Source organism: Sphingobium limneticum (genome assembly GCF_008710155.1).
Taxonomy (GTDB): Bacteria; Pseudomonadota; Alphaproteobacteria; order Sphingomonadales; family Sphingomonadaceae; genus Sphingobium; species Sphingobium limneticum.
Genome location: NZ_VYPZ01000004.1, coordinates 100,431 through 121,168, shown reverse-complemented (window position 1 = coordinate 121,168; position 20,738 = coordinate 100,431). Strand labels below are relative to the sequence as shown.

At 64.2% G+C, this 20,738-nt stretch carries 20 protein-coding genes; 8 read left to right on the top strand and 12 right to left on the bottom strand.

What is annotated here, in order from left to right; all coding sequences use genetic code 11:
• Positions 1-108: 108 nt before the first annotated feature.
• The 8 genes from F4U94_RS06865 to F4U94_RS06830 all read right to left on the bottom strand — a co-directional run bounded on the left by F4U94_RS06865 (position 109) and on the right by F4U94_RS06830 (position 9,469).
• Entirely contained in the window at positions 109-1,566 is a 1,458-nt protein-coding gene (locus F4U94_RS06865; protein ID WP_120250324.1) for a pyruvate carboxylase, read from the bottom strand.
• Positions 1,567-1,571: 5 nt separating this feature from the next.
• Positions 1,572-2,927 (bottom strand): acetyl-CoA carboxylase biotin carboxylase subunit, encoded by a 1,356-nt coding sequence (locus tag F4U94_RS06860; protein WP_120250325.1) that lies wholly within the window; start codon positions 2,925-2,927, stop codon positions 1,572-1,574.
• A gap of 5 nt (positions 2,928-2,932) precedes the next feature.
• On the bottom strand, positions 2,933-3,451 hold the full coding sequence (locus F4U94_RS06855) for an acetyl-CoA carboxylase biotin carboxyl carrier protein (protein WP_120250326.1): 519 nt from the start codon (positions 3,449-3,451) through the stop codon (positions 2,933-2,935).
• Positions 3,448-4,998, bottom strand: coding sequence for a hypothetical protein (locus F4U94_RS06850; protein ID WP_120250327.1), 1,551 nt, complete (start codon positions 4,996-4,998; stop codon positions 3,448-3,450). The genes F4U94_RS06855 and F4U94_RS06850 overlap by 4 nt, the downstream gene beginning before the upstream one ends.
• Positions 4,999-5,153: 155 nt before the next feature.
• A complete protein-coding gene (locus F4U94_RS06845; protein ID WP_197716439.1) occupies positions 5,154-6,167 on the bottom strand; it encodes a zinc-dependent alcohol dehydrogenase family protein in 1,014 nt (337 codons plus the stop codon).
• Between the two features lie 13 nt (positions 6,168-6,180).
• Entirely contained in the window at positions 6,181-6,942 is a 762-nt protein-coding gene (locus F4U94_RS06840; RefSeq protein WP_197716440.1) for an SDR family NAD(P)-dependent oxidoreductase, read from the bottom strand.
• Complete coding sequence (locus F4U94_RS06835) at positions 6,942-8,369, bottom strand: aldehyde dehydrogenase family protein (protein WP_120252081.1); 1,428 nt, start codon at positions 8,367-8,369, stop codon at positions 6,942-6,944. Before F4U94_RS06835 ends, F4U94_RS06840 begins: the two co-directional genes overlap by 1 nt.
• A gap of 2 nt (positions 8,370-8,371) precedes the next feature.
• Positions 8,372-9,469, bottom strand: a complete 1,098-nt coding sequence (locus tag F4U94_RS06830; RefSeq protein ID WP_120250329.1) for a phosphotransferase — start codon at positions 9,467-9,469, stop codon at positions 8,372-8,374.
• Between the two features lie 40 nt (positions 9,470-9,509).
• Here F4U94_RS06830 and F4U94_RS24750 point away from each other — a divergent pair, with 40 nt between their 5' ends.
• The gene (locus tag F4U94_RS24750; RefSeq protein WP_211363294.1) at positions 9,510-9,665 is read left to right on the top strand and encodes a hypothetical protein; all 156 of its coding nucleotides are present in this window, start codon (positions 9,510-9,512) and stop codon (positions 9,663-9,665) included.
• On the top strand, positions 9,649-10,023 hold the full coding sequence (locus F4U94_RS06825; protein ID WP_120250330.1) for a nuclear transport factor 2 family protein: 375 nt from the start codon (positions 9,649-9,651) through the stop codon (positions 10,021-10,023). The genes F4U94_RS24750 and F4U94_RS06825 overlap by 17 nt, the downstream gene beginning before the upstream one ends.
• Before the next feature lie 6 nt (positions 10,024-10,029).
• Here F4U94_RS06825 and F4U94_RS06820 read toward each other — a convergent pair whose 3' ends face one another.
• From F4U94_RS06820 to F4U94_RS06810, 3 genes are all read right to left on the bottom strand, one after another.
• Positions 10,030-11,061: a LysR family transcriptional regulator gene (locus F4U94_RS06820; RefSeq protein WP_120250331.1), complete on the bottom strand. Its 1,032-nt coding sequence runs from the start codon at positions 11,059-11,061 to the stop codon at positions 10,030-10,032.
• 23 nt (positions 11,062-11,084) lie between these two features.
• On the bottom strand, positions 11,085-11,828 hold the full coding sequence (locus F4U94_RS06815) for a helix-turn-helix transcriptional regulator (protein ID WP_120250332.1): 744 nt from the start codon (positions 11,826-11,828) through the stop codon (positions 11,085-11,087).
• A gap of 116 nt (positions 11,829-11,944) precedes the next feature.
• Complete coding sequence (locus F4U94_RS06810; RefSeq protein ID WP_120250333.1) at positions 11,945-12,343, bottom strand: limonene-1,2-epoxide hydrolase family protein; 399 nt, start codon at positions 12,341-12,343, stop codon at positions 11,945-11,947.
• Positions 12,344-12,608: 265 nt separating this feature from the next.
• Between F4U94_RS06810 and F4U94_RS06805 the strand changes: the two genes are divergently transcribed.
• The 6 genes from F4U94_RS06805 (at position 12,609) to F4U94_RS06780 (ending at position 19,519) form a co-directional block, all read left to right on the top strand.
• Complete coding sequence (locus F4U94_RS06805) at positions 12,609-13,673, top strand: zinc-binding dehydrogenase (RefSeq protein ID WP_120250334.1); 1,065 nt, start codon at positions 12,609-12,611, stop codon at positions 13,671-13,673.
• A 75-nt stretch (positions 13,674-13,748) separates the two neighbouring features.
• Entirely contained in the window at positions 13,749-14,777 is a 1,029-nt protein-coding gene (locus F4U94_RS06800; RefSeq protein ID WP_120250335.1) for a phosphotransferase family protein, read from the top strand.
• Positions 14,774-15,199 (top strand): hypothetical protein, encoded by a 426-nt coding sequence (locus tag F4U94_RS06795; protein ID WP_120250336.1) that lies wholly within the window; start codon positions 14,774-14,776, stop codon positions 15,197-15,199. Before F4U94_RS06800 ends, F4U94_RS06795 begins: the two co-directional genes overlap by 4 nt.
• 21 nt (positions 15,200-15,220) lie before the next feature.
• Positions 15,221-16,336, top strand: coding sequence for an Rv3169 family protein (locus F4U94_RS06790; protein WP_120250337.1), 1,116 nt, complete (start codon positions 15,221-15,223; stop codon positions 16,334-16,336).
• A 4-nt stretch (positions 16,337-16,340) separates the two neighbouring features.
• On the top strand, positions 16,341-17,117 hold the full coding sequence (locus F4U94_RS06785) for an SDR family NAD(P)-dependent oxidoreductase (protein ID WP_170271913.1): 777 nt from the start codon (positions 16,341-16,343) through the stop codon (positions 17,115-17,117).
• A 146-nt stretch (positions 17,118-17,263) separates the two neighbouring features.
• Complete coding sequence (locus F4U94_RS06780; protein WP_150411876.1) at positions 17,264-19,519, top strand: TonB-dependent receptor; 2,256 nt, start codon at positions 17,264-17,266, stop codon at positions 19,517-19,519.
• A 102-nt stretch (positions 19,520-19,621) separates the two neighbouring features.
• Here F4U94_RS06780 and F4U94_RS06775 read toward each other — a convergent pair whose 3' ends face one another.
• Positions 19,622-20,728: an NAD(P)-dependent alcohol dehydrogenase gene (locus tag F4U94_RS06775; protein ID WP_120250340.1), complete on the bottom strand. Its 1,107-nt coding sequence runs from the start codon at positions 20,726-20,728 to the stop codon at positions 19,622-19,624.
• Positions 20,729-20,738: the final 10 nt, after the last annotated feature.

Genomic DNA, 20,738 nt, shown 5'->3' with positions numbered 1-20,738 from the left:
GAAGGCCCGTATCGAAGCATCCGGCGTCGCGCTCAATCCTTCGATACGCCATTTCGGCTCCGCTCAATGGCTACTCAGGACGAACGGCGTTGTTTATGATTGCGCGCCCTACCGCCGCAGCGTCAGGCCCAGCGCACTCGACTTGATCTGCACCAGCGGCGCGGTCGCGAGCTTCATCAGCTTTTGCACCTGCGCCAGTTCGGGCGAGGAGAGCGTGGGATAATCCCGCGCCACCGGGCCGGCCTTGCGCATCCGGTCGATGTCGGACGCGGGCACCAGCGCGCGCAGGATGAGTTCGTCGTCATCCTCCCCGGTGCCATGACGGCGGCGCAGTTCGGCAAGGTCGGGCTGTTCGGGCGGATTGGCCAGGATTTCCTTGGCGCGCGGCTTGGACAATATCTGGTCCAGCACGTCGCCGTCGATCGGCGCGACGGGATCGCCATAGAAGCCGGCCGCATATTGGATCACCTCGTCCGGCACGACCGAATAGCGTTTGCCGGTCACAATGTTCAGCACGGCGAGCGTGCCCACCAGCTGCGCAAAGGGCGTGGCCATGCCGGGATAGCCCAGCTCCCGCCGCACAAGCGCCACTTCGGCCAGTACGTCGGGCAACCGGTCGAGCATATTCTGCTGCACCAGCTGCGCGCGCAATGTGCCCATCATCCCGCCGGGGATCTGATGCTTGAGCGCGGTCACATCATATTCGAAATGCTGGTTGACCAGGAAGCCGGCGGCCTTCCCCACCCGCTCGAAATGATCGGCGACGGGCTTCAGCTTGGACGTGTCGATATTATGGGTGTGACCCATCATCTCGACATTCTTGGTCATGATCTCGATCGAGGGGATGGACGGGCCGTTGGCCATCGGGCGCACGGCGGTATGCAGCACGGTCACGCCGAACTCGATCGCATCCATATAGGTCTTGGCCGATTGGCCCAGCATGTTGTTGGCGTGCATCTCGATCGGCTTGCCGCGCGCCTTGGCGACGATGGCGGGGACGAGCGTGGAGATACGATCGCGATCCAGCACGCCGCCCGTGTCGTAGAGCAGCAGGCTGTCGACTTCGGGCAGCGCCGATAGTTTGTCCGCCTTGTCCGCATAATAGTCGTCGGTATGGACCGGCGAGAGGGTGAAGAGCATCGTGCCCGCGACCTGACAGCCATGGCCCTTGGCGATCTTCGCCAGCCGGTGCATCTTGTCGATGTTGAACAGCACATCGTAGAGCCAGAAGCTGCGGATGCCATGGATGCACAGGCGATCCACCCAAAGGTCCATCAGCACGTCAGGCGTGAAGCCGAACGTCACCGACCCGTTGGAGCGACAGCCCGCGCGCAGCGGCGTATTGGGCATGGAGCCGATCAGCAGGTCAAGGCCCGCCCAGGGATCTTCCTGGCAATGGCGGGTCAGCACTTCGAACAGGGAGGAGCCGGCCAGGCTGATGATATTATAGCCGGTCTGGTCGATGATCGGCGTGACGGGCAGCGCCATGCCAGCCTGCATCCGCATGCCCCACAGGCTTTGCTGCCCGTCGCGCATGGTTTCGTCGAGGAAGGTGATATGGGCCATGCCTGTTACTCCGGGGAAGCGAGCAAGGTCTGCTCAAGCCAACGTGTGTGGATGCGGTTTTCGATGAAGTCGGGGTGGCGCACGATGCGGCGGTGCAGGTCGATGGTCGTGGGCACGCCCTCCACCTTGAAGGCGTCGAGGGCCTCCGTCAGCTTCGCCACAGCATCGGCGCGTGTCGCCCCATGGACGATCAGCTTGCCGATCATGCTGTCGTAGAAGGGCGGGATCATCGCACCCTGCGACATATGGCTGTCCAGGCGTACCCCCTCGCCGGTCGGCACCTGCCAGCCGGTGATGCGGCCGGGGACGGGGATGAACCCCTCCCCCACATCCTCCGCATTGATGCGACATTCGATGGCATGGCCGGTGACGCGGACATCCGCCTGACTGACCGACAGTGGCGACCCGCCGGCAATGCGTATCTGTTCCTGTACCAAATCGAAGCCGGTGATCATTTCGGATACCGGATGCTCGACCTGGATGCGGGCGTTGACCTCGATGAAATAGACTTCCTCCCGCGCGACATCGTAGAGGAATTCGGCGGTGCCGGCATTGCGATACCGGACGCTGGCGGCGAGCGCGACGGCGGCGTCATGGAGTTGCTTGCGCACCCGGTCCGGCATGGCGGTGCAGGGCGCTTCCTCGACCAGCTTCTGGTAGCGGCGCTGGACCGAACAATCGCGTTCACCGAAATGGACAACCTTGCCGGTGCCGTCGCCCATCAGCTGGACCTCGACATGGCGGGCCTGCGGCACGAAGCGTTCCATGAACAGGCGGCCGTCGTTGAAGGCGGCTTGCGCTTCGGCGCTGGCTTTATGGAAACCGGCCTCGACCTCGTCCGCATTGTTGGCGATCACCATGCCGCGCCCGCCACCACCGGCCGATGCCTTGAGCAGCACGGGATAGCCGATGCGGTCGCCTTCACGGCGGGCATCGGCGGCCGACGCAATTTCCTCGCTGCCCGGCACTAGCGGCACGCCGGCCGCCTTCGCCATGGCGCGGGCTTGCAGCTTGTCGCCCAGCGCGTCGATCATGTCGGGTTCGGGGCCGACGAAGGCGATGCCATGCTGCGCGCACAGGCGCGGCAGGATGCTGCGCTCCGACAGGAAGCCATAGCCCGGATGCAGCGCGTCGCAACCGGCCGCCTTGGCCGCATGGACGACGAGGCGCGGGTCGAGATAGGATTTCGCCGCCGGGCCGGGACCAAGGACCAGCGCGCGATCGGCGAGCTTTGCCGCCGCGCTGCCCCGGTCGGCGTCGGAAATGCCGACCACGGTTTCGGCGTTCAGGCCCTGCGCGGCGCGGACGATACGGAGAGCGATTTCACCGCGATTGGCGATGAAGAGGCGATTGACGGCCATCGTCTTTACCCTGGAATGACGGCGAAGAGCGGCTGGTCGGCCTCCACCATCGCGCCGTCTGTGGCGAGGATGGCATGAACCGTGCCCGACAGCCCTGCACGAACGGCGGTGAACAGTTTCATCACCTCGACCAGGCACATTTCGGTGTCGGCGGTGACGACCGATCCGACATCGACATAGACTGGCGAACCAGGCTTGGGCGCGCGATAGAAGGTGCCGAGATAAGGCGCACGGACGATCACGGCATTGTCGGGCAGGCTGGACGGCGCGGCGGCCGGGGCAATGGGCGGCGCAGCGGTTGGTGCTGGCGCCGCAGCCGCCGGTGCAGCGGCAGCGGGGGCGATAGGCTCCACCCGCACGGCGACGGCCTGCGCCCCCAATCCGGGCGCCAACGCATCGGTCGACAGATAGATTTCAAATTCCCCCGCCCGCACATGCAGTTCGCGCATGCCCGATGCCTGGAAATCGGCGATCAGCGCCTCGATATCCGCCAGCGCCGCAGCCTCTGTTTTCGGCCCGCTCATGCCTTATTCTCCCGCAGGGCTTCTATCTGGTCGCGTGTCAGCCCGGCGCCCCTGCCCTTCAGGAGGCGCGACTGTTCCTGTTCCAGCGCATAAAGCGCCGCGACGTCCGCACTGTCCGGCGCGCCGCGCACGCTGCTGTCGCACAGGAAACGATAGGGTTGCTGCATCTGCGCCGGGCGGAATGCCGCCGCGCGCGCATTATAATCGGCCAGGCTCAGCGCCCCCGCGCTCGTCACATAGCGATCGACCTTCTCGGTCAGATGGGTGACGCCGGGCGCGACATGCGCGGTGCTGGCGGGAATGTCGCCATTCAACACGCCATGGGGAATATGCGAGATATAGCGGGCCGGGCGGCCGTTATGCATCATCATCGCATAATCGTGCAGTTGCTGGCTGGGCAGGTCGACCAGCCCCACCAGTTCGCCTAGGAAATCGCGACCGTATTCGTCGTTCAGCAGCGGCCGGAAGCGATCGGCCCGCTCGTCGATCTTCATCCAGTCGTCGACGTCATAGACGCCCGCGACATGGGCGAAATCCTTGATCAGGCTGAAATAGACCAGCGCCCCCGCGTCCATCATCTGGTCGCGCGACCAGCCGGCCATATTCTTCCACAGCTCGACCGTGGCGGTACGGAAGATGTCGGTCAGATTCTCGAAAGTATCCGCCAGCTGATCGGGCGACTCCATGCCCACCGGCACATAATTTTCGGTCAGCGCGTCCGATGTATAAAGCCCCACGCCGGTCAGCTTTTCCGCCGTGAATTCCGGCTTGGATTCAAAACTGCCCCAATCGTCCATCAGGTAGAAATGGCAGTCGGTCGCCTCCATCGTGACGGTCAGATTCGGATAGGGAATGGCGTCGGCCACGCCATCCAGCCAGGGATAGTCGCCCTGCGCCAGATCGGTGAAATCGCGGATCACCAGTTCGCGATTGTCCGCCAGCTTATAGGGGCCGCTATTGTTGAGCGTGCAGCGGCTCTCGCAGGACACGAGGAAGCCATATTGGGAGATAGTGGCGAGGAAAGTCTGCGCCGCCTTGTGCAGCCGGTCGCCATTTTTGCAGGCATGCAGGTCGGCGTGAAAACGCTGAATGCGCCGTTCGGGCAGAAGCTGGACGCGCTGGCCGAACTCGCGGGCGTTGAGATGCCCGTCCTCGCGCTGCTGCGCCAGTTTGAAGCGGCGCCAGAAGTCCATGACATAGGCGACATCCTCGGCATCGTCCGCCGGCGTCTGAAGCCCCATGTTGATCAGCGTTTCGCGCCCCAGCAGGAAGAAGGTCGGCAGCGCCCAGCCGGGCAGATTGCCGAACTTGCCGCCCATGGCCCGCGCACGGTCGCCAATCTCTTCCGCCTTCATCTTGGCTTCGATCTTCCGCAGCAAGGCGGGGTAGCGATAATAGCAGCAGAGATAGGAGAGCAGCATATAGGATGGCACGGGAAACAGCTTCGATTCCTGCACCGTACGCGTCACGCACAGCCAATAGGTATCGTCGCCGATGGTCTGGATGGCGTTGTTCGCCTCCAGCAATCGCACATAATCCAGCGTCATTTGTCCACCGGTCCCCGGCCTGTGACGACAGCCATGATGCTCTCCTCTCCATGTTCTTTTTGATTCGTACAGACTTTATAGTCGATCAATATCGTCTGACAATCTTAAAAGACAGACGGATTTCCGTCTCTTGCCCGGCGACGCTACGCAACCGGTCAGAAGTCGAGGATAATCTTGCCGAAATGCGCGCCGGAAAGCTGATAACGGAAGGCGTCGGCCAGCTGTTCCAGCGGGAAATGCCGGTCGATGACAGGGCGGATGTCATGCACGGTCAGGAAGGCGACGAGGCCGCGCAGTTGCGCCACGCTGCCCACGGCGATGCCATCGACACGGATATGGCGCATCACCACATCGCTCAGGGGCAGTTCCGGCGCGCCGTTGGCGGTGGTCCCGACGACAACGACCTTGCCGCCCATGCGGCAGGCGCGGACGGACTGCACGAAGCTGGACTGGCCACCAATCTCGAGCACGAGGTCCACCCCTTCCCCGCCGGTGCCGGCACGGATCGTGCCGCCCCAGCCGGCATCGGCGCGATAATTGACGATATGGTCCGCGCCCATCGCCCGCAACCGATCCGCCTTCGCATCGGACGATGTGGTCGACCAGATGGTGAGGCCCAGCGCCTTGGCGATTTGCAGCGCGAACAGGCAGAGGCCGCCCGATCCGGGCAGCAGCACGCTGTCCCCGGCCTGCACCTGCCCCTCCGCCACCAGGAAGCGCCAGGCGGTGAGGCCCGCGCAGGGCAAGGTCGCCGCTTCCGCAAAGGACCAGTCATCGGGAATGGCGGTCAGCGAGGCGGCCGGCACGACGACATGGTCGGCAGCGAAACCGTTCGCCGTTTCGCCGCTGATCGCGTTGTTGTTCGTGCGGTTGGGCGGTCCATCGATCCAGCGCGGGAAGAAGGCGCCCATTACGCGGTCGCCGACCGTCCAGCCGGATACGCCCGGACCCAATGCGGCGATTTCGCCGGCGCCGTCTGACAAAGGCACGCGCCCTTCCGCAACCGGGATATGGCCTGCGACTACCAGATAATCGTGGAAGTTGAGCGACGAGGCGCGCAGGCGCAGCAATAGCTCGCCGGGGCCGGGTTGCGGGATCGGCGCGCGCGTGACCGCCAGCGTGTCGAGCGTCGGTTGCGCCGCCAGTCGGATGATCCGCATGCCTGTCATTGATCTTGCTCCATCACCGCGCCGTATATCCACCATCCACCGTCAGCAGCGCGCCGTTGATGAAGGCGGATCGGTCGGACAGCAGCCAGCAGGCGGCTTCCGCCACATCGTCCGGCTTGCCGAAGCGGCCGATCGAGTGGCGCTCGACCATCGGCGCCATCTGTTTTTCGAACGCCGGATTGCCGATCAGCCTTTCCTCCACCATCGGCGTGAGGATCAGGCCGGGAAGCAGTGCATTGACGCGCACGCCGGTATGGCGCGCCTCGCAGGCGGCAGCGCGGGTCAGGCCGATGACGCCATGTTTGGCCGCCACATAATCGGCCGCATAGGGCGCGCCGATAATGCCGTCGCCCGACGAATTGTTGACGATGGCCCCACCGCCCGGCGCCATCGCCTTGGTCGCATATTTCATGCAGGAAAAGACGCCGGTCAGGTTGATTGCCATCATCCGCCCCCATTCCGCCGCCGTCAGATCGGGCAGCAAGCGGTTCGCCATTTCGATGCCGGCATTGTTGAACGCGCCGTGCAGCGCGCCATAGCGATCGACCAGCGCGCCGATGGCTCCTTCGATCGCAGCGTCATCGGTCACATCCGCGACTAGCGCCATCGCCGCCCCGCCCGTTTGCGCAATCGCCTCCACCGTTGCGGCAGCGCTGTCCGCATCGCGGTCCAGCACGCCGACGCGCGCGCCTTCCTGTGCGAAGAGGATCGCCGCCGCCCGGCCGATCCCCGACCCGGCGCCCGACACGAACACGACCTTGTCCCGCAGCAGCATCAGCCGACCACCGGCTGATAGACGCTCTGCGGCGTCGTAAATTCCAGCAGGCCGTCCGGGCCGTTTTCGACGCCCAGCCCCGATTGCTTATGTCCGGCAAAGGCGGCGAAGGGCGACAAGCCCTGCGCCGAATTGATCCACACCGTCCCGGTCTCCATCCGCGCAGCAACCGCCTGCGCGCGGTCCATGTCGCTCGACCAGACCGATCCGCCCAGGCCATAGTCGCAATCATTGGCGCGCGCGATCGCATCGTCCAGATCGGTGTAGCGGATCAGCGGGACGACGGGGCCGAATGCTTCCTCCTGCACGACGCGCGCGTCATTCGGCGGGTTGTCGACGATGGTGACCGGTATGAAATAGCCCTGCCCGTCAGGCACATCGCCGCCCGCCAGAAAGCGATGGCCGGCCGCCACAGAGTCCGCGATCAGCGCGCGCACCCGGTCATATTGGGCGCGGTTCTGCACCGGTCCCAATTGCGAGCCGTCCACCGCGCCGTCCCCCACCGTCATCCGCGCGGCAATGTCGGCCAATGCCGCCGCCAGCCGATCATAGACGGCGTCATGCACATAGACGCGCTTGGCCGCGACGCACACTTGCCCGCTATTGGCGAAGCAGGCCCAGAAGAGCGGCTCGGCGATCGCGTCCACATCGGCATCGTCCAATATGATCGCCGCATCATTGCCGCCCAGTTCCAGCGTCAGCCGCTTGAGATTGGCCGACGCGCTTTCCATCACCCGGCGCCCCGTCGCGGTGGAGCCGGTGAAGCTGATCTTGTCGATATCAAGATGGCGCGTCATCCACGGTCCCAGCGCATCGCCGCCGGTCACGATATTGAGCACGCCGGGCGGCAGAAGGTCGCGCAGCAACGCCCCCAGCCGCAGCGTCGCCAGCGGCGTGAAGGGCGAGGGTTTCAGGACCAGCGTGTTGCCCGTCAGCAATGCCGGGCCGATCTTCCATATCGCCAGCAGCAGCGGGAAATTCCACGGCACGATCGCCCCGACCACGCCCAGCGGCACATGCCGCGTGACGCTGCGCTGACCGGGCAGCGCTTCGCTGACATGGACGGGCAGTTCCTGCTCCGCCACTACGCCGATCCACCAGGCGGCGGCCTGTATCTCCCCCACCGCAGCCGCCAGCGGCTTGCCCTGTTCGGCGGTCAGGATCGCGGCCAGTGTATCGGCATGGGCCGCCAGCGTCGCGCCGATCGTGCGCAGAGCGGCCTGCCGCTGCGCATAGGGCGTATCGCGCCAGCCGGGGAAAGCCCCGCGCGCCGCCCGCACCGCGGCATTCAGCCCGGCCTCGTCGCAATCGGGCACATGGGCGATGAGAGCCTCTGTCGCGGGATTGACGACAGCGATCGTCTGCGACGCATCGACAGCGCAGCCATTTATCAACATGGCGAAGGCGGGATCGGCAAGACTGGCCATCTTCATACTCCTGCGGGCTGGCGAAGGATGCCCAGCGCATCCTGGTCGATCACATGCGATACGAAGCGATCGAGCATGGTGAGGAAGAGCCGGTCGCCGCGCTCGGTGCGCTTGACCAGCATGGCGGCGCCGACCGCGACATTGATGCCGGCGAAGGTGAAATGGCGATAATCTGCGCGCAACTGGGCGAAACTATAATCGGTGATGCCGCAGCGGGTGAGTTCGGCATGATAATGGCGCAGCAGGTCATCCTCGACTCCCTGCCGCTCCGCCGCGCCATAGGCGCCGCCGATCAGATAGGCGATGTCCACCGCATTCCAGCCGAGCGCCACCGACTGCCAATCCACCACCGTCAGCCGATCCGGCAAGAGCAGCATATTGTCGGGACGATAGTCGTTATGAGTGACGCAGCGCGGGCTGGAAAGCGGCGCGGCATAGCTTTCATAGCGTTCCGCCAGCGCATCGCAGACGCGCAGGTGCCGGGGTTCGAGCTGCGCACCATAGCGGTCGCGAAAGGCGGGCCAGGTCGCACGAAAAATCTCCGGCTGGTAGAAAGGCTGGGCGATATGCCCGGCATCGAGCCAAGCAAGCGCCGGATCGGCATCCGCGTCCCAGAAGGCAGCATGCAGCCGCGCCGCCTCCGCCACCGCCTGCCCCATCTGGTCGCGCGCCAGCCCCTTGAACTGGTCGCCGGGCGCGGCCGGGGCCAGATCCTCCAGCAACAGGATGAAGCTGCCCTCCCCGTCCATCCGCGCGCCATGATAGCGCGGCGTGGCGATGCCCGCGCGCGGCGCCAGTTCGTGATAGAAGCGCAATTCCCGCTCATAAAGCGACCAGCCGCGCGCCACCTCCCGGCTCGCCGGATCCGTCGAGGCGAATTTGCCGATCAGGCTGGCCGGCCCGGTCGCGCCCGGTACATAGGTCAGCGCGAAGCGCGCCGTCTCGCCAATCTGGCCGGCACCGACCGGCGTGACCGTCACGGCCGCCACTTTGCCGACTGACCCGTCGCCGGACAACAGGCTGTTGAGCCAGTCGGCATCGACCTGTTCGGGGCGGGGCAAGGGCGTGGGATGGATCAGATCGGCCGGCGCGATCGACATGGGCTCTCCTCACATGCTTTTGTTTTGACTGGGGAGGAGAGTGAAGCTGCTGCCCGAACGGGTCCAATCGGGCTTTGCGGACCAGTCATCGGCGCGCACGATGAATGAGGCGGCCGATATGATTGGCGTCACCCGACCGCCGCCGACATGCTGGACGGAGCAGGAAAAAGGAGCGCCGCATGCCATCCAGCCGTGAAGAGACTGCCCGCACGATATTGTCCGCCATCGCAACCGGCAGCATTCCGCTGGACCGGTTCACCGCCGATGCGCGCTGGTGGTGGAATGGCGGCATCGATATCAGCGTGGCGGAATTCGACACGCTGCTTGGCACACTGCATGCCCAGATGGCGGACGGCATCCACGTCACCCCCGGCCTGATCATGGAAGCGGGCGAACATCTGTTCGTGGAAGCGACGTCGCACAGCCTGCTCAAAAACGGGACGCTCTACGACAATCGCTACGTCTTCCTGTTCCGCTTTGCCGGCGATCGGATCGCCCTGGTCAAGGAATATAGCGATTCCGCCCATGTGAAGGCGGTGTTCGCACTCGGCTGACGCCGATCAAGCGAACGCCATCTGCGTACTGGCGATCGGCGGGTCGGCGAAATGATCGCCCGCCACGCCACCGGTGCCCAGCGCATCGCGCGCCGCCTGCCAGCGGACGGCGAAATCGAAGAAGCGCCGTGCGGCAGGATTGGGCGACGTCCCCAGAACCAGCGACAGGTCCATGTGGAAATCCATGCCGTCGACCGGCCGCCGCACCATGCCGGGCAGGGTCGCGAACCAGCCGATACCGATCGCGCAAATGCCGTGCCGCTGCGCATGGCGCTCCACCGCCATGGCGTTGCCCTCCGCCGATACGGAGGGCACAGCGCCGCATTGCAGCAGAAAATTGGCGATCGGGTTGACGAACGCCTCGCCATGTTCGGCGCTGATCATCGCGACCCGGCGCCCGATCAACTGGCTGACGGGGATGACATCATAACGGGCCAGATCGCTATCCTCCGGCACCAGCAGACCGATCCGCCGCCGCCGCAGCACGACATGCTCCAGCGACGCGGGAAATTGCACCTCATTGGCGATCTCGCCGGGGTTCATGTCGGCCAGAAATTCCGCCACCGGACGGTCGAGCGGCACGCCCAGCAACAGCGAAGCGTCCAGCTTCCCGGTCAGCAGGTCGCGCACCTGATCCGATTGCAGGCGATTGTCGATCGTCAACCGCACGTCCGATCGGGCCGCGACGAAAGCGTCGATCAATTCGACCCGGTCCAGAAAATCCATGCTGTACATGGCCGCGCCCAGCCGAAAACGGGTCTTCATCGCATGTTGCATGCCCTCCGCCTCCGTCCGCACCGCCTGCGCGCACTGGTGCAGTGACTGGACCAGCGGCAATAGCCGCTCCCCTTCCGGCGTCAGCGCGATATGGCGGGTGGTGCGATGGAACAGCGAGAAACCAAGCGCCTGCTCCAGTTCCTTGATCTGGCCCGACACGGTCGGCTGGGTCAGGTGCAACCGCTCCGCCGCGCGCGTGACCGACAATTCGCAGGCGACGGCGGCAAAGCTGCGGAGCAATTTGAGATCGACATGGAACATGGTCTGTCCTCCCTTTCCCGCGCTCAGTGCAGGCGCTGCGTCATGCGGAAGACGAGGCCCGCCCGGTTGCGCACCCCCAGCTTGCGATAAAGCCGGCGGAGGTAATTTTCGACCGTATTTTCCGACAGATCCATCTCGAAGGCGATCGTCTTGTTCTGCAAGCCACGGCACAGCAGGGCGGCCAGTTGCTCCTCACGCGGGGACAGGCCCGCGACGCAAGGCGCAGCGCCGTCCCCCGTCCCACCCATCGTCGTCCGCAATGCTACCCGCCCGTCCGACGAGTCGATCAGGTCCGACAGAAAATGATCGACCACCATATTGGACAGGCTGTGGAGTCGCTGCTCCAACAAGGGTTCGGGCACATCGGCCGACCCGATCCGCCGCCCCTTGCGATGCGCGCCGATGATGAGGCAGAGGCCCGGCGCCAACCGACGGGTGGAAGCACCGACGACATCGACGGCATAATGATCGAGGAAGCTGGTATAGGGCCGCGCCACGAACCGATCGAGCACCGCATCGCCCCAATGGACGAAATGCGCCCCGGACGCGTGGCTGCGCGCCAGCAATTGCCGGGTAAAAGGGTCCGATTTGAATACGCGGCCGTCATCATAGCGATGCTGCGCCTCTTCGCTGACGCCGACATGGTAGAGATAGGACAGCTGCCCTTCCCCGACATTGTCGTCGTAAAAGAAGATCGACGCACTGCCCAGCGCGCAATCTGTCACCATCTGGTCGGTAAAGCCGGATATGTCCTGGCTCAGCCTCATCCTCTCGCCTCCCGTGCATGGCCGCTTCGTGCGGCTCTCCGGTGGAATTGCCCTTCGGCTATGATGCCATATTATCGGACAATTTCATCCGACCATAAAGGGTCGGACGGCCAACGTCAAATATCCTGCGACCCCGAAGCCGGCATCGCTGCGAGTAGTTCCGCCATATCGAAATAGTCTCGCCAGGCACGAATGCGGCTATCCTCTGCCACTTCAAAGATGCCGGCCGCCCGCACCTGCGTCCAGTCCGCGCCCGCAAAACGAAAACGGTCGGTGCGTTCGGTATGGACGGTCCGGCCATTGACGGCGATCGCATGCAATTGCCAGTCGATCGCCTCCGCCGCGAGGAACGGCGCCAGCAGGTCCAGCGCCGCCGCCTTGCCCTGCGCCGGTGGCAGCGGGATACCGATGCACATGATATCATCGTGCAACAGCGCGGCGACAGCAACGCCGTCACGCCGATTGAACGCGTCGATCAAAGCCTCCACCACGGCCTGCGGATCCTCGTCCCGCATCGCTCTCCTTTCTTCAAGTCTTTTGCCGACTCGATATTGACCGATATTTTCGTTAGACGATATTGGCAGTTCTATCCATGCCACCACATGCCGTCATGGCGGCAAAGCCCGATAATTCCGGCCTTTCCGCCATATATGGAAAATCGTCCGACTTTGTTCGGAACAGGCGATGAGTAGCGCGCGGGCAAGCGTGGCACCCTGACAAAGCCCGGAAGCCACATAACAAAAGAGGCGGCTGGATAATGAACGGCGAAGGAGAGGATATATGAAGGCCATGGTGCTGAACGATGGGCGGTTCACGCTGGAATCGCTGCCCGATCCCGTGCCGGCGGCCGGACAATTGCTCGCCCGTCCGCTGGTGTGCGGCGTGTGCGGCAGCGACCTGCATGCCCGCGACCATGCCGATCATCTGTGCGACCTGTTGCAGCGCGCGGGCTTTCGCGGCTTCATGGATCCCGCTCAGCCAGTGGTGATGGGCCATGAATTTTGCTGCGAACTGATCGAACCGAGCGGCAGCTTTGCCGCGGGCCAACGGATCGTCGGCCTGCCCTTTCTCACCGGGCCGCAGGGGATCGAACTGATCGGCTATTCCAATCGCTATAACGGTGCCTTTGCCGAAGCGATGCTGCTGGACGCCGCGCTCTGCCTGCCCGTGCCCGATCATGTCCCGACCGACATCGCCGCGCTGGCCGAGCCGCTGTCGGTCGCCGTCCATGCGGTCGCGGAAAGCGGGGCCGACGCCGATTGCGCCTTCGCCGTGGTGGGTTGCGGGCCGGTGGGGTTGTTCATCATCGCGCGACTGAAGGCGCTCGGGCTTGGCCCGGTACTAGCGATCGAACCCAATGCCGCGCGCCGCGCCATGGCGGAACGGATGGGCGCGGACATCATCCTTTCGCCGGGCGATGCCGCCGGCCCGGCATGGTGGACCGACCTAGGCCTGCCCATCGGCATGTCGGACGCCATGGCCGTCACCACCGATCAGAAACGCCGCAGCCGCGCGGTCGTCTTCGAATGTGTCGGCAAGCCTGGCATGTTGATGACGCTGGCGAAGACATGCCCGACCGGCGCGACGCTGGTTGTGGTCGGCAACTGCATGGAAACAGACCCGATCGAGCCGGCCTTCCTGTTGCAGAAGAGCCTGACGCTGCGCTTCGTCTTCGCTTACTCGCCAGCGGAATTTGGCGAAGCCTTCACCATGATCGCCGCCAATCCCGATCGCCTCGCCCCCATGGTCACGGGCACGGTTGGCCTTACCGAACTGGACAGCGCCTTTGCCGCGCTGACCGGCGGCGACGGCAGCCAGGTCAAATTGCTCGTCGCCTCCGCATAGGTGGATTTCCGTCCATCCCCCTTATCCGGGGATCGGCCTAGCCTGACCTTCTCTCCAGACCTTTTTGAGAGACGCATGAAACCGATCAGTGCAGACCTTCTCCAAACCTATCTCGGCCACAAGCTGCCCCAATGGACGCAGCTTGCGGTCGAGAATCTTTTCCGTCTGCCGCTCGGCGCATCGCGGGAAACCTTTCGCTTCGACCTGTCCTATGTGGACGAACAGGGGGAGAGCCAGCGCACCGGCATGATCCTGCGGCGCGACCCGCCCGCCAGCAATGTCGAGAGCGACCGCGCCCATGAATTTGCCGCCTATCAGGCGATCTACGGCCATGGCATTCCCGTGCCCAAGATGATCCTGCTGGAGCCGGACGCATCCCATTTCGACGGCGCGATCAGTCTGGCGGAGGATCTGCGCGGCTATCATAACAGCGAATATCAGTTTCAGGATCCGGCCTGGGCCGACCGCCTGCCCCATATCGCGCAACAAATGTGGTCGACCATGGGCCGGCTCGCCGCCGTGCCGGTAGAAGCGCTGGACATGGGCTTCACCCGCCCCGCAACGGTGGAAAACACCGCCGCGCAGGAACTGGCCAGTTGGGTCGATGTGCTGGACCGCCATGATGTCGGCGCCGAACCCATCACCCGCGCCGCGATCCGCGCGCTGGAGCGCTGGCAACCGACCGCGCAGAAGCTGGCGATGGTGCATGGCGATTTTCGCGCCGGCAATTTCCTCTACGATGATGCGGGCGACCTGATCGCCGTGCTGGATTGGGAAATGGCCCATCTGGGCGATCCGCTGGAGGATCTGGGCTGGAGCCTGGCGCGCGTCTTCTGCTTCGCCAAGGACGATCGTTATTGCGGCCTTGCCACCCGCGAGCAGGCGGTGGCGATCTGGGAGGAAGCCAGCGGCCTCATCGCCGATCCCCGCGCGCTCCATTGGTGGGAATTGTTCAACTGTATCAAGGGCCAGGCGATCTGGAACAGCTGCGCCCATGTCTGGCAGTCCGGCCAGAATCGCGACGTGATTCAGGCCTATGCCGCCTGGTGGCTGCGCAACGCGCAGGACAGGGCCATCCTCGAACTGATGGACAAGCTATCATGAAACCGGACATCCCTGCCGTGCTCGAAGATGTCGCGCGCAAATTGCGCGAGACGATCCTGCCCGACCTGAAGGGTTTTCAGGCGAATATGGTCGGCATGACCGCTGCGATGCTGGACATGACGGCGGAGGCCTGGGACGGCGCCGCCGACCGGCTGGTGCAGGAAAATGCCGCGCTCGCCACGCTACTCGGGCAGGGCAGCGCCCTGACCGGCGATCCGGCCTTTCGGAACGCCGCGAAGGAGGAAGCCCAAGACCTCAAAATATCCACGCTGGAGCGGATCAACGATCAGCGGCGCCGCGCCCTCATCGCCCTACAAGCGCGGATCGAGACGGACCAAAGCGCGCAGGCGCTGAATAGCGCCATCTGGGACGAACTGCGCGCCTCGACCGAGCGGCGCCGCGTAACCCTCGCCAATTTCTGACAGAATAGACGGAGAGAATAGATGCTTACAGCCGCCGACGATTTTCCGATCCATCAGACGCCAGAACCCATCTGCTATTCGGGCAGCGACCGGAATTTCTACGATCGCTACTGGTTCAACGGGTTCGAACCGGACGGCTCGCTCTTCTTCCTGATCGGGATGGGGGTCTATCCCCACCTCAACGTCACCGATTGCGGCATTTCCATCCAGGTCGAAGGCAAGCAATATAATCTGCGCGGATCGCGCATCCTGACCGACCGGATGGACATGAGCATCGGCCCGATGCGGCTGGAAATACCCAAGCCGCTCTGGACCCTGCGCTTCGTGGTCGAGGAGCAGGACGGTATCGCCGCCGACCTCACCATAACCGGCCGTGCCTTCCCGATCGAGGAGCCACGCTTCACCCGGCGCGTGGGCAAGCGCGGCTTTCTGGACTATACCCGCCTGACCCAGAACGGCCACTGGTCCGGCTGGGTGAGCATCGATGGTCGCCGCATCGACCTGTCGCCCCACGCCATGGGTACGCGCGACCGTAGCTGGGGCATCCGCCCCATCGGCCTGTCCGATCCGCAGCCCAATGTGCCCGAAGCGCCGCAGGGCTATTTCTGGCAATGGACCCCGCTCAATTTCGCGAGCAAGAGCCTGTTCTTCCACATCGCCGCCGAACCGGACGGGCATGTCTGGAACCGGCGCTCGGTCCTCTGCCCCGATGGCGCCGGGCCGGAAGCCTTTCTGGAGACGGAGGAAGGGACGCTGGACACGGTGCTGCAAGCCGGCACGCTCTGGCCCGAAAGCGGGACGCTGACGGTCGATTATGGCACCGGCCCCTATACGGTCGAATTCACCCCGTTCCACCGGATGCAGATGAAGGGCATCGGCTATTTCCATCCCGAATGGTTCCACGGCCGCTATCATGGCGTACCGCTGAAGGTGGAGCGCGAGGATTTCACCGTCGACGATCTCGATCCGATGGCGATGCAGAATTTCCATGTCCAGCGCCTGTCGCACCTGACCCTGACCAACCCGGACGGCAGCCAGGAAAAGTCGGTCGGCGTGTTCGAGCAGGCGATCCTCGGCGCCTATGCGCCGCTGGGCGTCACGAGCGGCATGGATATCAGCCGCTGGGACAAGGAATAGAGCGATGGCGCGGCTGGATAACAAGGCGTGCATCGTCACCGGCGGATCGGCGGGCATCGGCCTCGCCATCGTCCGCCGCTTGCTGGACGAAGGCGCGCATGTCCTGTTCTGCGGGCAGGATGAAGGGCGCGGGGCCGATGCGCTGGCGGCGCTCGATACGCCCAACGCCCATTTCCTGCGCACCGATGTGAGCGAGGAAGCGGATTGCGAAGCGCTGCTCGCGCGGGCGGTCACCCTGTTCGGGCGGCTCGACATCCTCGTCAACAATGCCGCCAAGGCCGCCGTCGCCCTGATCCCCGATCATAGTACGGAAGAATGGCGGCGCAGCACGGCGGTCAATCTCGACTCCGTCTTCTTCCTGTCGCGCGGGGCGGTGCGCCAGTTCCGCAAGCAGGGCGGCGGCGTCATCGTCAACGTCGCGTCGATTTCCGGCCTGGCGGGCGATGGCGCCTATCCTAGCTATTGCGCGCAAAAGGGCGCGGTCATCAACCTGACCCGCGCCATGGCCGCCTATCATGCGCGCGAGAATATCCGCATCAACGCGCTCTGCCCCGGCTTTGTCGAAACGCCCGCGACGGACGCGTTCAAGGCGTTTCCGCAATTGCTGGAGGACTGGTTCAGATCCATCCCGGCGCAGCGCCCAGCCCAGCCGGATGAGATGGCGTCTATCGTCGCCTTCCTGGCGTCGGACGATGCCAGCTACATGCACGGGTCGATCGTGGTCGCCGATGGCGGCGTGACGGCGGCGACCGGCCAGCCGACGCAGGTGCCGATCGGATGAGCTTCGCGCGGTCCGCGCGGTCCATCGTCCGCGCCGATGAATGGGCCGCCAAACGCAATTGGACGGGAATATAAGGGAAGAGGAAGCTTCGAACACAGACGAACCGCCGAAGGCGGTCAACCCAACAAAGACAATATAGGAGGGGAATGATGAAGAACATTATGTTCCATACATCGTGCGCGCTGCTGGCGCTGACCATGGCGACCGCGCCTGCCTTTGCGCAGGAACCGCAGGCGCCGCAGCCGCAGCAGAATGTCGGGCTGGAGGACATCGTCGTCACCGCCCAGCGCCAGTCGGAATCGCTGATGAAGGTGCCGGTCGCCGTGACCGCGCTGACCCCCACCGATCTGGCGAGGCAGGGCGCCAACTCGACCTTTGCGCTGAGCGCCGCCGTCCCCTCTCTGCAAGTCACGTCGGCCTTCGGTGAAGCCCAGCCCAATTTCACCATGCGCGGCATCGGCGTCGGCAATGAATATGGCGCCAATCAGGTGTCGCCCGTCGGCGTCTATACCGACGACAATTACCTCTCCGCCCGCACCATGCACGGCCTGCAACTTTATGATCTGGAGCGCGTCGAAGCGGTGCGCGGGCCGCAGGGCACGCTCTATGGCCGCAACACCACCGGCGGCGCGATCAACTTCATCTCGGTCAAGCCCAGCCTGGAATCGGGCACGCGCGGCTATGTCGAGGGGGGCTATGGCCGCTTCAACGAAGTGAAGGGCCAGGCCGCGATCGAAGGCACTTTGGTCGACGATGTGCTGGGTTTCCGCGCTTCGGTCAATTATGTCGAGGCGGACGGGTTCGTGAAGAATATCTTCCCCGGCCAGCCCGACGCCAACAGCCGCGACAGTCTGGCCGGTCGCCTCATCATCCGCGCGCGGCCGACCGAGCGGCTGGACATGATGCTGAAATTTACAGGATCGAAGGGCAAGCCGACGCAGGCTGCCGCCTATCACCTGACCAATGGCGCATCGGGCTATAATCGCGCGCAGGACAATCTCAGCTTCTTCGAGACGAACCAGCCCGATCTCGGCTTCAACGACGTCAAGAATGCGGGCGTCCAGTTCAACCTCAATTATGAGCTGACCGACGCCCTCTCGCTCCAGACGCTGACCGCCTATGACTGGTCGAAGCAGGAATTTACGCAGGAAGGGTCAGGCACGCCCGTCATCGGCCATCTTCAGACCAATTATGGCGACACCTACAAGCAGTTTAATCAGGAGGTGAAGCTGGCCTACAATAATGCCGGCACCAATGTGCAGGCCGGCGTCTATTATGGCTGGGATCATATCGACAATGTCGACAAATACCGGCTGGTGCAGGTGCTGTATTTCTACCAGCATTATCAGCAGACCCGCAAAAGCTATGCTGCCTTTGCGCAGCTGAACCAGAAGCTGGGCGACAATCTGGGCTTCACGCTCGGTCTGCGCTATACCAAGGACAGGAGCCGTCATTACGATTCCTACAGTTTCCTGACGCAGTTCGCCGATCCGGCAACCTCCCCCTCCTTCGGCGGCTATGATTTCGATCCGGCCGATCCGGATGCGGCTTCCATCACCTTCACCCACGGCTCGATCTCACCCGCAGGCGTCATCACGCCCGAAGCAAACAAGAGTCGCTCCAGCAGCCGCCTCACCGGCAAGGTCGGCGTGGACTATACGTTCGACAGCGGCGCCATGGTCTATGCCAATTACAGCCGCGGCTATCGGGCCGGCTCCTTCTCCAGCCAATTCTACGCCGGCAACCCGATCGACTTCGTGCCGCCGGAAAAGGTGGAAGCCTATGAAGTCGGCACCAAAGCGCGCTTGTTCGACAATCGCGCCAACCTGACCGCCGCCGCCTTCCTCACCAAGTACAAGAACCAGCAGCTCAATGAGGTGATCGGCACGACGGGTTTCATCCGCTCGGCGCCCGGCTCCACGATCAAGGGGTTCGAGCTGGAATTCAACACCCGCTTCATCTCCAGCCTGAAGACCAATTTCTCCTTCACCTGGCTGGATGCGACTTATGATAAGCTGACCCTGTCGGGCACGGTGCTGGACGGCAACAGCCTGCCCAACGCGCCCAAGATCACGATCAATGCCGGCGCGGACTGGACGCTGGGGCAGTTGGGCAGCGGGAACATCATCTTCTCGCCGAACCTCATCTACACCAGCAAACAATATTTCTCGCCCTTCAACAACGAAGCCGGGAACATCAACCTGCATGCGCCCGGCAATGTCCGGGTCAATGCGACGCTGGGCTGGGAAAGCGAGCAGCTGGCGATCCGCCTGTGGACTACGAACCTCTTCAACAAGAAGATGTTCATGTACGGCCTCAACCTGCGCGATGCCTTTGGTTATGACTATATGCTCCACGCCCCGCCGCGCGCCTATGGCATCACCGCCCGCTATAATTTCTGAACGGGCGCTAGAAACGGGCCGTTTCCTGAAAAGGAAGCGGCCCGTTTCTCGATGCGGTCCCCCGGGCCAAATATATCCGTCCGCTCGAAAAGAACGGAAAGTTCAGGGGATCAGCACGGCCTTCACGCAATCGCCCCGCGCCTGTGCCTCCACCGCCTCGTTGATCTGCGCCAGCGGGAAGGTCTGGATCAGGCGATCGAACGGGAAACGCCCCGCCCGATACAGCTCCACCAGTTCCGGGATGAAGCCATCAAGATCGCTGTCGCCCTCGATGATGCCATGGATGCGGTGGCCGTAGGTGATGAGCGCGGCGAGATTGATCGTCAGGCTGCTCTCCGGCTTGGGCGGCACGCCCACCAGTCCCAGCAGGCCATGGCTGCCCAGAGACGCCAGCGCTGCCTCCACCACCGCTTCCCGCCCGCTCGTCTCGAACGCGAATTCCACCCCGTCCGCCACGATCGCGCGGATCGCATCCGGCAGCACCGCCTCCGCCGCCGGGTCGATCGCATGGGTCGCGCCCAGCGACAGTGCCAGGTCGCGACGGCTGGCCACCGGTTCGACCACGATGATCGTCGCGCACTCCTGGATCACCGCGCCCATCACCGCCGCCAGCCCCACCGGCCCCGCGCCGAAAATGGCGATGGTCGATCCGGCCGGACAAGCGAGCGATCGCATCACCCCGCCCGCCCCGGTCTGGAATCCGCAGGCCAGCGGCCCCAGCAGTTCCAGCGGCACGTCCGTCGCCTCGATCTTCACGACATTGCGCTCCTGCGCCAACGCATGCCCGGCGAAGGAGGACTGGCCGAAGAAATGGCCGGACAGCGCCGCGTCGCCCTGCCGCAGGCCCGAACTGCCGTCCGCCCGCGTGCCCGCATAGTTGAGCATCGGAAATTCACGGCAATAGGATGGCAGATGCTCGTCACAGCGCGCGCAATGGCCGCAACTGGCAAAGCCGATGACGACCCGATCGCCCGGCGCCACCTTGGTCACGCCCTCGCCAACCGCTTCGACGATACCGGCCCCTTCATGGCCCAGCACGGCGGGCAGCGGGATCGGGATGAACTGGTCCCGCGCGACCAGATCGGTATGGCACAGCCCGACCCCGGCGATCCGCACCAGCACCTCGCCCGGCCGGGGCGGATCGATGACGATCGGCTCGACCGTGAAGGGGTGATGCGGCGCGCGGGCGATGGCGGCGATACTGTCCATGATATGTCCT

Bases quoted from the DNA above. Each gene is read 5' to 3' on its own strand.
- F4U94_RS06815 (WP_120250332.1), bottom strand. From the start codon at position 11,828: ATGAGGCTGAGCCAGGACATATCCGGCTTTACCGACCAGATGGTGACA.
- F4U94_RS06810 (WP_120250333.1), bottom strand. From the start codon at position 12,343: ATGCGGGACGAGGATCCGCAGGCCGTGGTGGAGGCTTTGATCGACGCG.
- F4U94_RS06830 (WP_120250329.1), bottom strand. From the start codon at position 9,469: ATGTCGATCGCGCCGGCCGATCTGATCCATCCCACGCCCTTGCCCCGC.
- F4U94_RS06860 (WP_120250325.1), bottom strand. From the start codon at position 2,927: ATGGCCGTCAATCGCCTCTTCATCGCCAATCGCGGTGAAATCGCTCTC.
- F4U94_RS06855 (WP_120250326.1), bottom strand. From the start codon at position 3,451: ATGAGCGGGCCGAAAACAGAGGCTGCGGCGCTGGCGGATATCGAGGCG.
- F4U94_RS06785 (WP_170271913.1), top strand. From the start codon at position 16,341: ATGGCGCGGCTGGATAACAAGGCGTGCATCGTCACCGGCGGATCGGCG.
- F4U94_RS06845 (WP_197716439.1), bottom strand. From the start codon at position 6,167: ATGACAGGCATGCGGATCATCCGACTGGCGGCGCAACCGACGCTCGAC.
- F4U94_RS06840 (WP_197716440.1), bottom strand. From the start codon at position 6,942: ATGCTGCTGCGGGACAAGGTCGTGTTCGTGTCGGGCGCCGGGTCGGGG.
- F4U94_RS06835 (WP_120252081.1), bottom strand. From the start codon at position 8,369: ATGGCCAGTCTTGCCGATCCCGCCTTCGCCATGTTGATAAATGGCTGC.
- F4U94_RS06780 (WP_150411876.1), top strand. From the start codon at position 17,264: ATGATGAAGAACATTATGTTCCATACATCGTGCGCGCTGCTGGCGCTG.
- F4U94_RS06800 (WP_120250335.1), top strand. From the start codon at position 13,749: ATGAAACCGATCAGTGCAGACCTTCTCCAAACCTATCTCGGCCACAAG.
- F4U94_RS06805 (WP_120250334.1), top strand. From the start codon at position 12,609: ATGAAGGCCATGGTGCTGAACGATGGGCGGTTCACGCTGGAATCGCTG.
- F4U94_RS06850 (WP_120250327.1), bottom strand. From the start codon at position 4,998: ATGACGCTGGATTATGTGCGATTGCTGGAGGCGAACAACGCCATCCAG.
- F4U94_RS06795 (WP_120250336.1), top strand. From the start codon at position 14,774: ATGAAACCGGACATCCCTGCCGTGCTCGAAGATGTCGCGCGCAAATTG.
- F4U94_RS06865 (WP_120250324.1), bottom strand. From the start codon at position 1,566: ATGGCCCATATCACCTTCCTCGACGAAACCATGCGCGACGGGCAGCAA.
- F4U94_RS06820 (WP_120250331.1), bottom strand. From the start codon at position 11,061: ATGTTCCATGTCGATCTCAAATTGCTCCGCAGCTTTGCCGCCGTCGCC.
- F4U94_RS06775 (WP_120250340.1), bottom strand. From the start codon at position 20,728: ATGGACAGTATCGCCGCCATCGCCCGCGCGCCGCATCACCCCTTCACG.
- F4U94_RS06825 (WP_120250330.1), top strand. From the start codon at position 9,649: ATGCCATCCAGCCGTGAAGAGACTGCCCGCACGATATTGTCCGCCATC.
- F4U94_RS06790 (WP_120250337.1), top strand. From the start codon at position 15,221: ATGCTTACAGCCGCCGACGATTTTCCGATCCATCAGACGCCAGAACCC.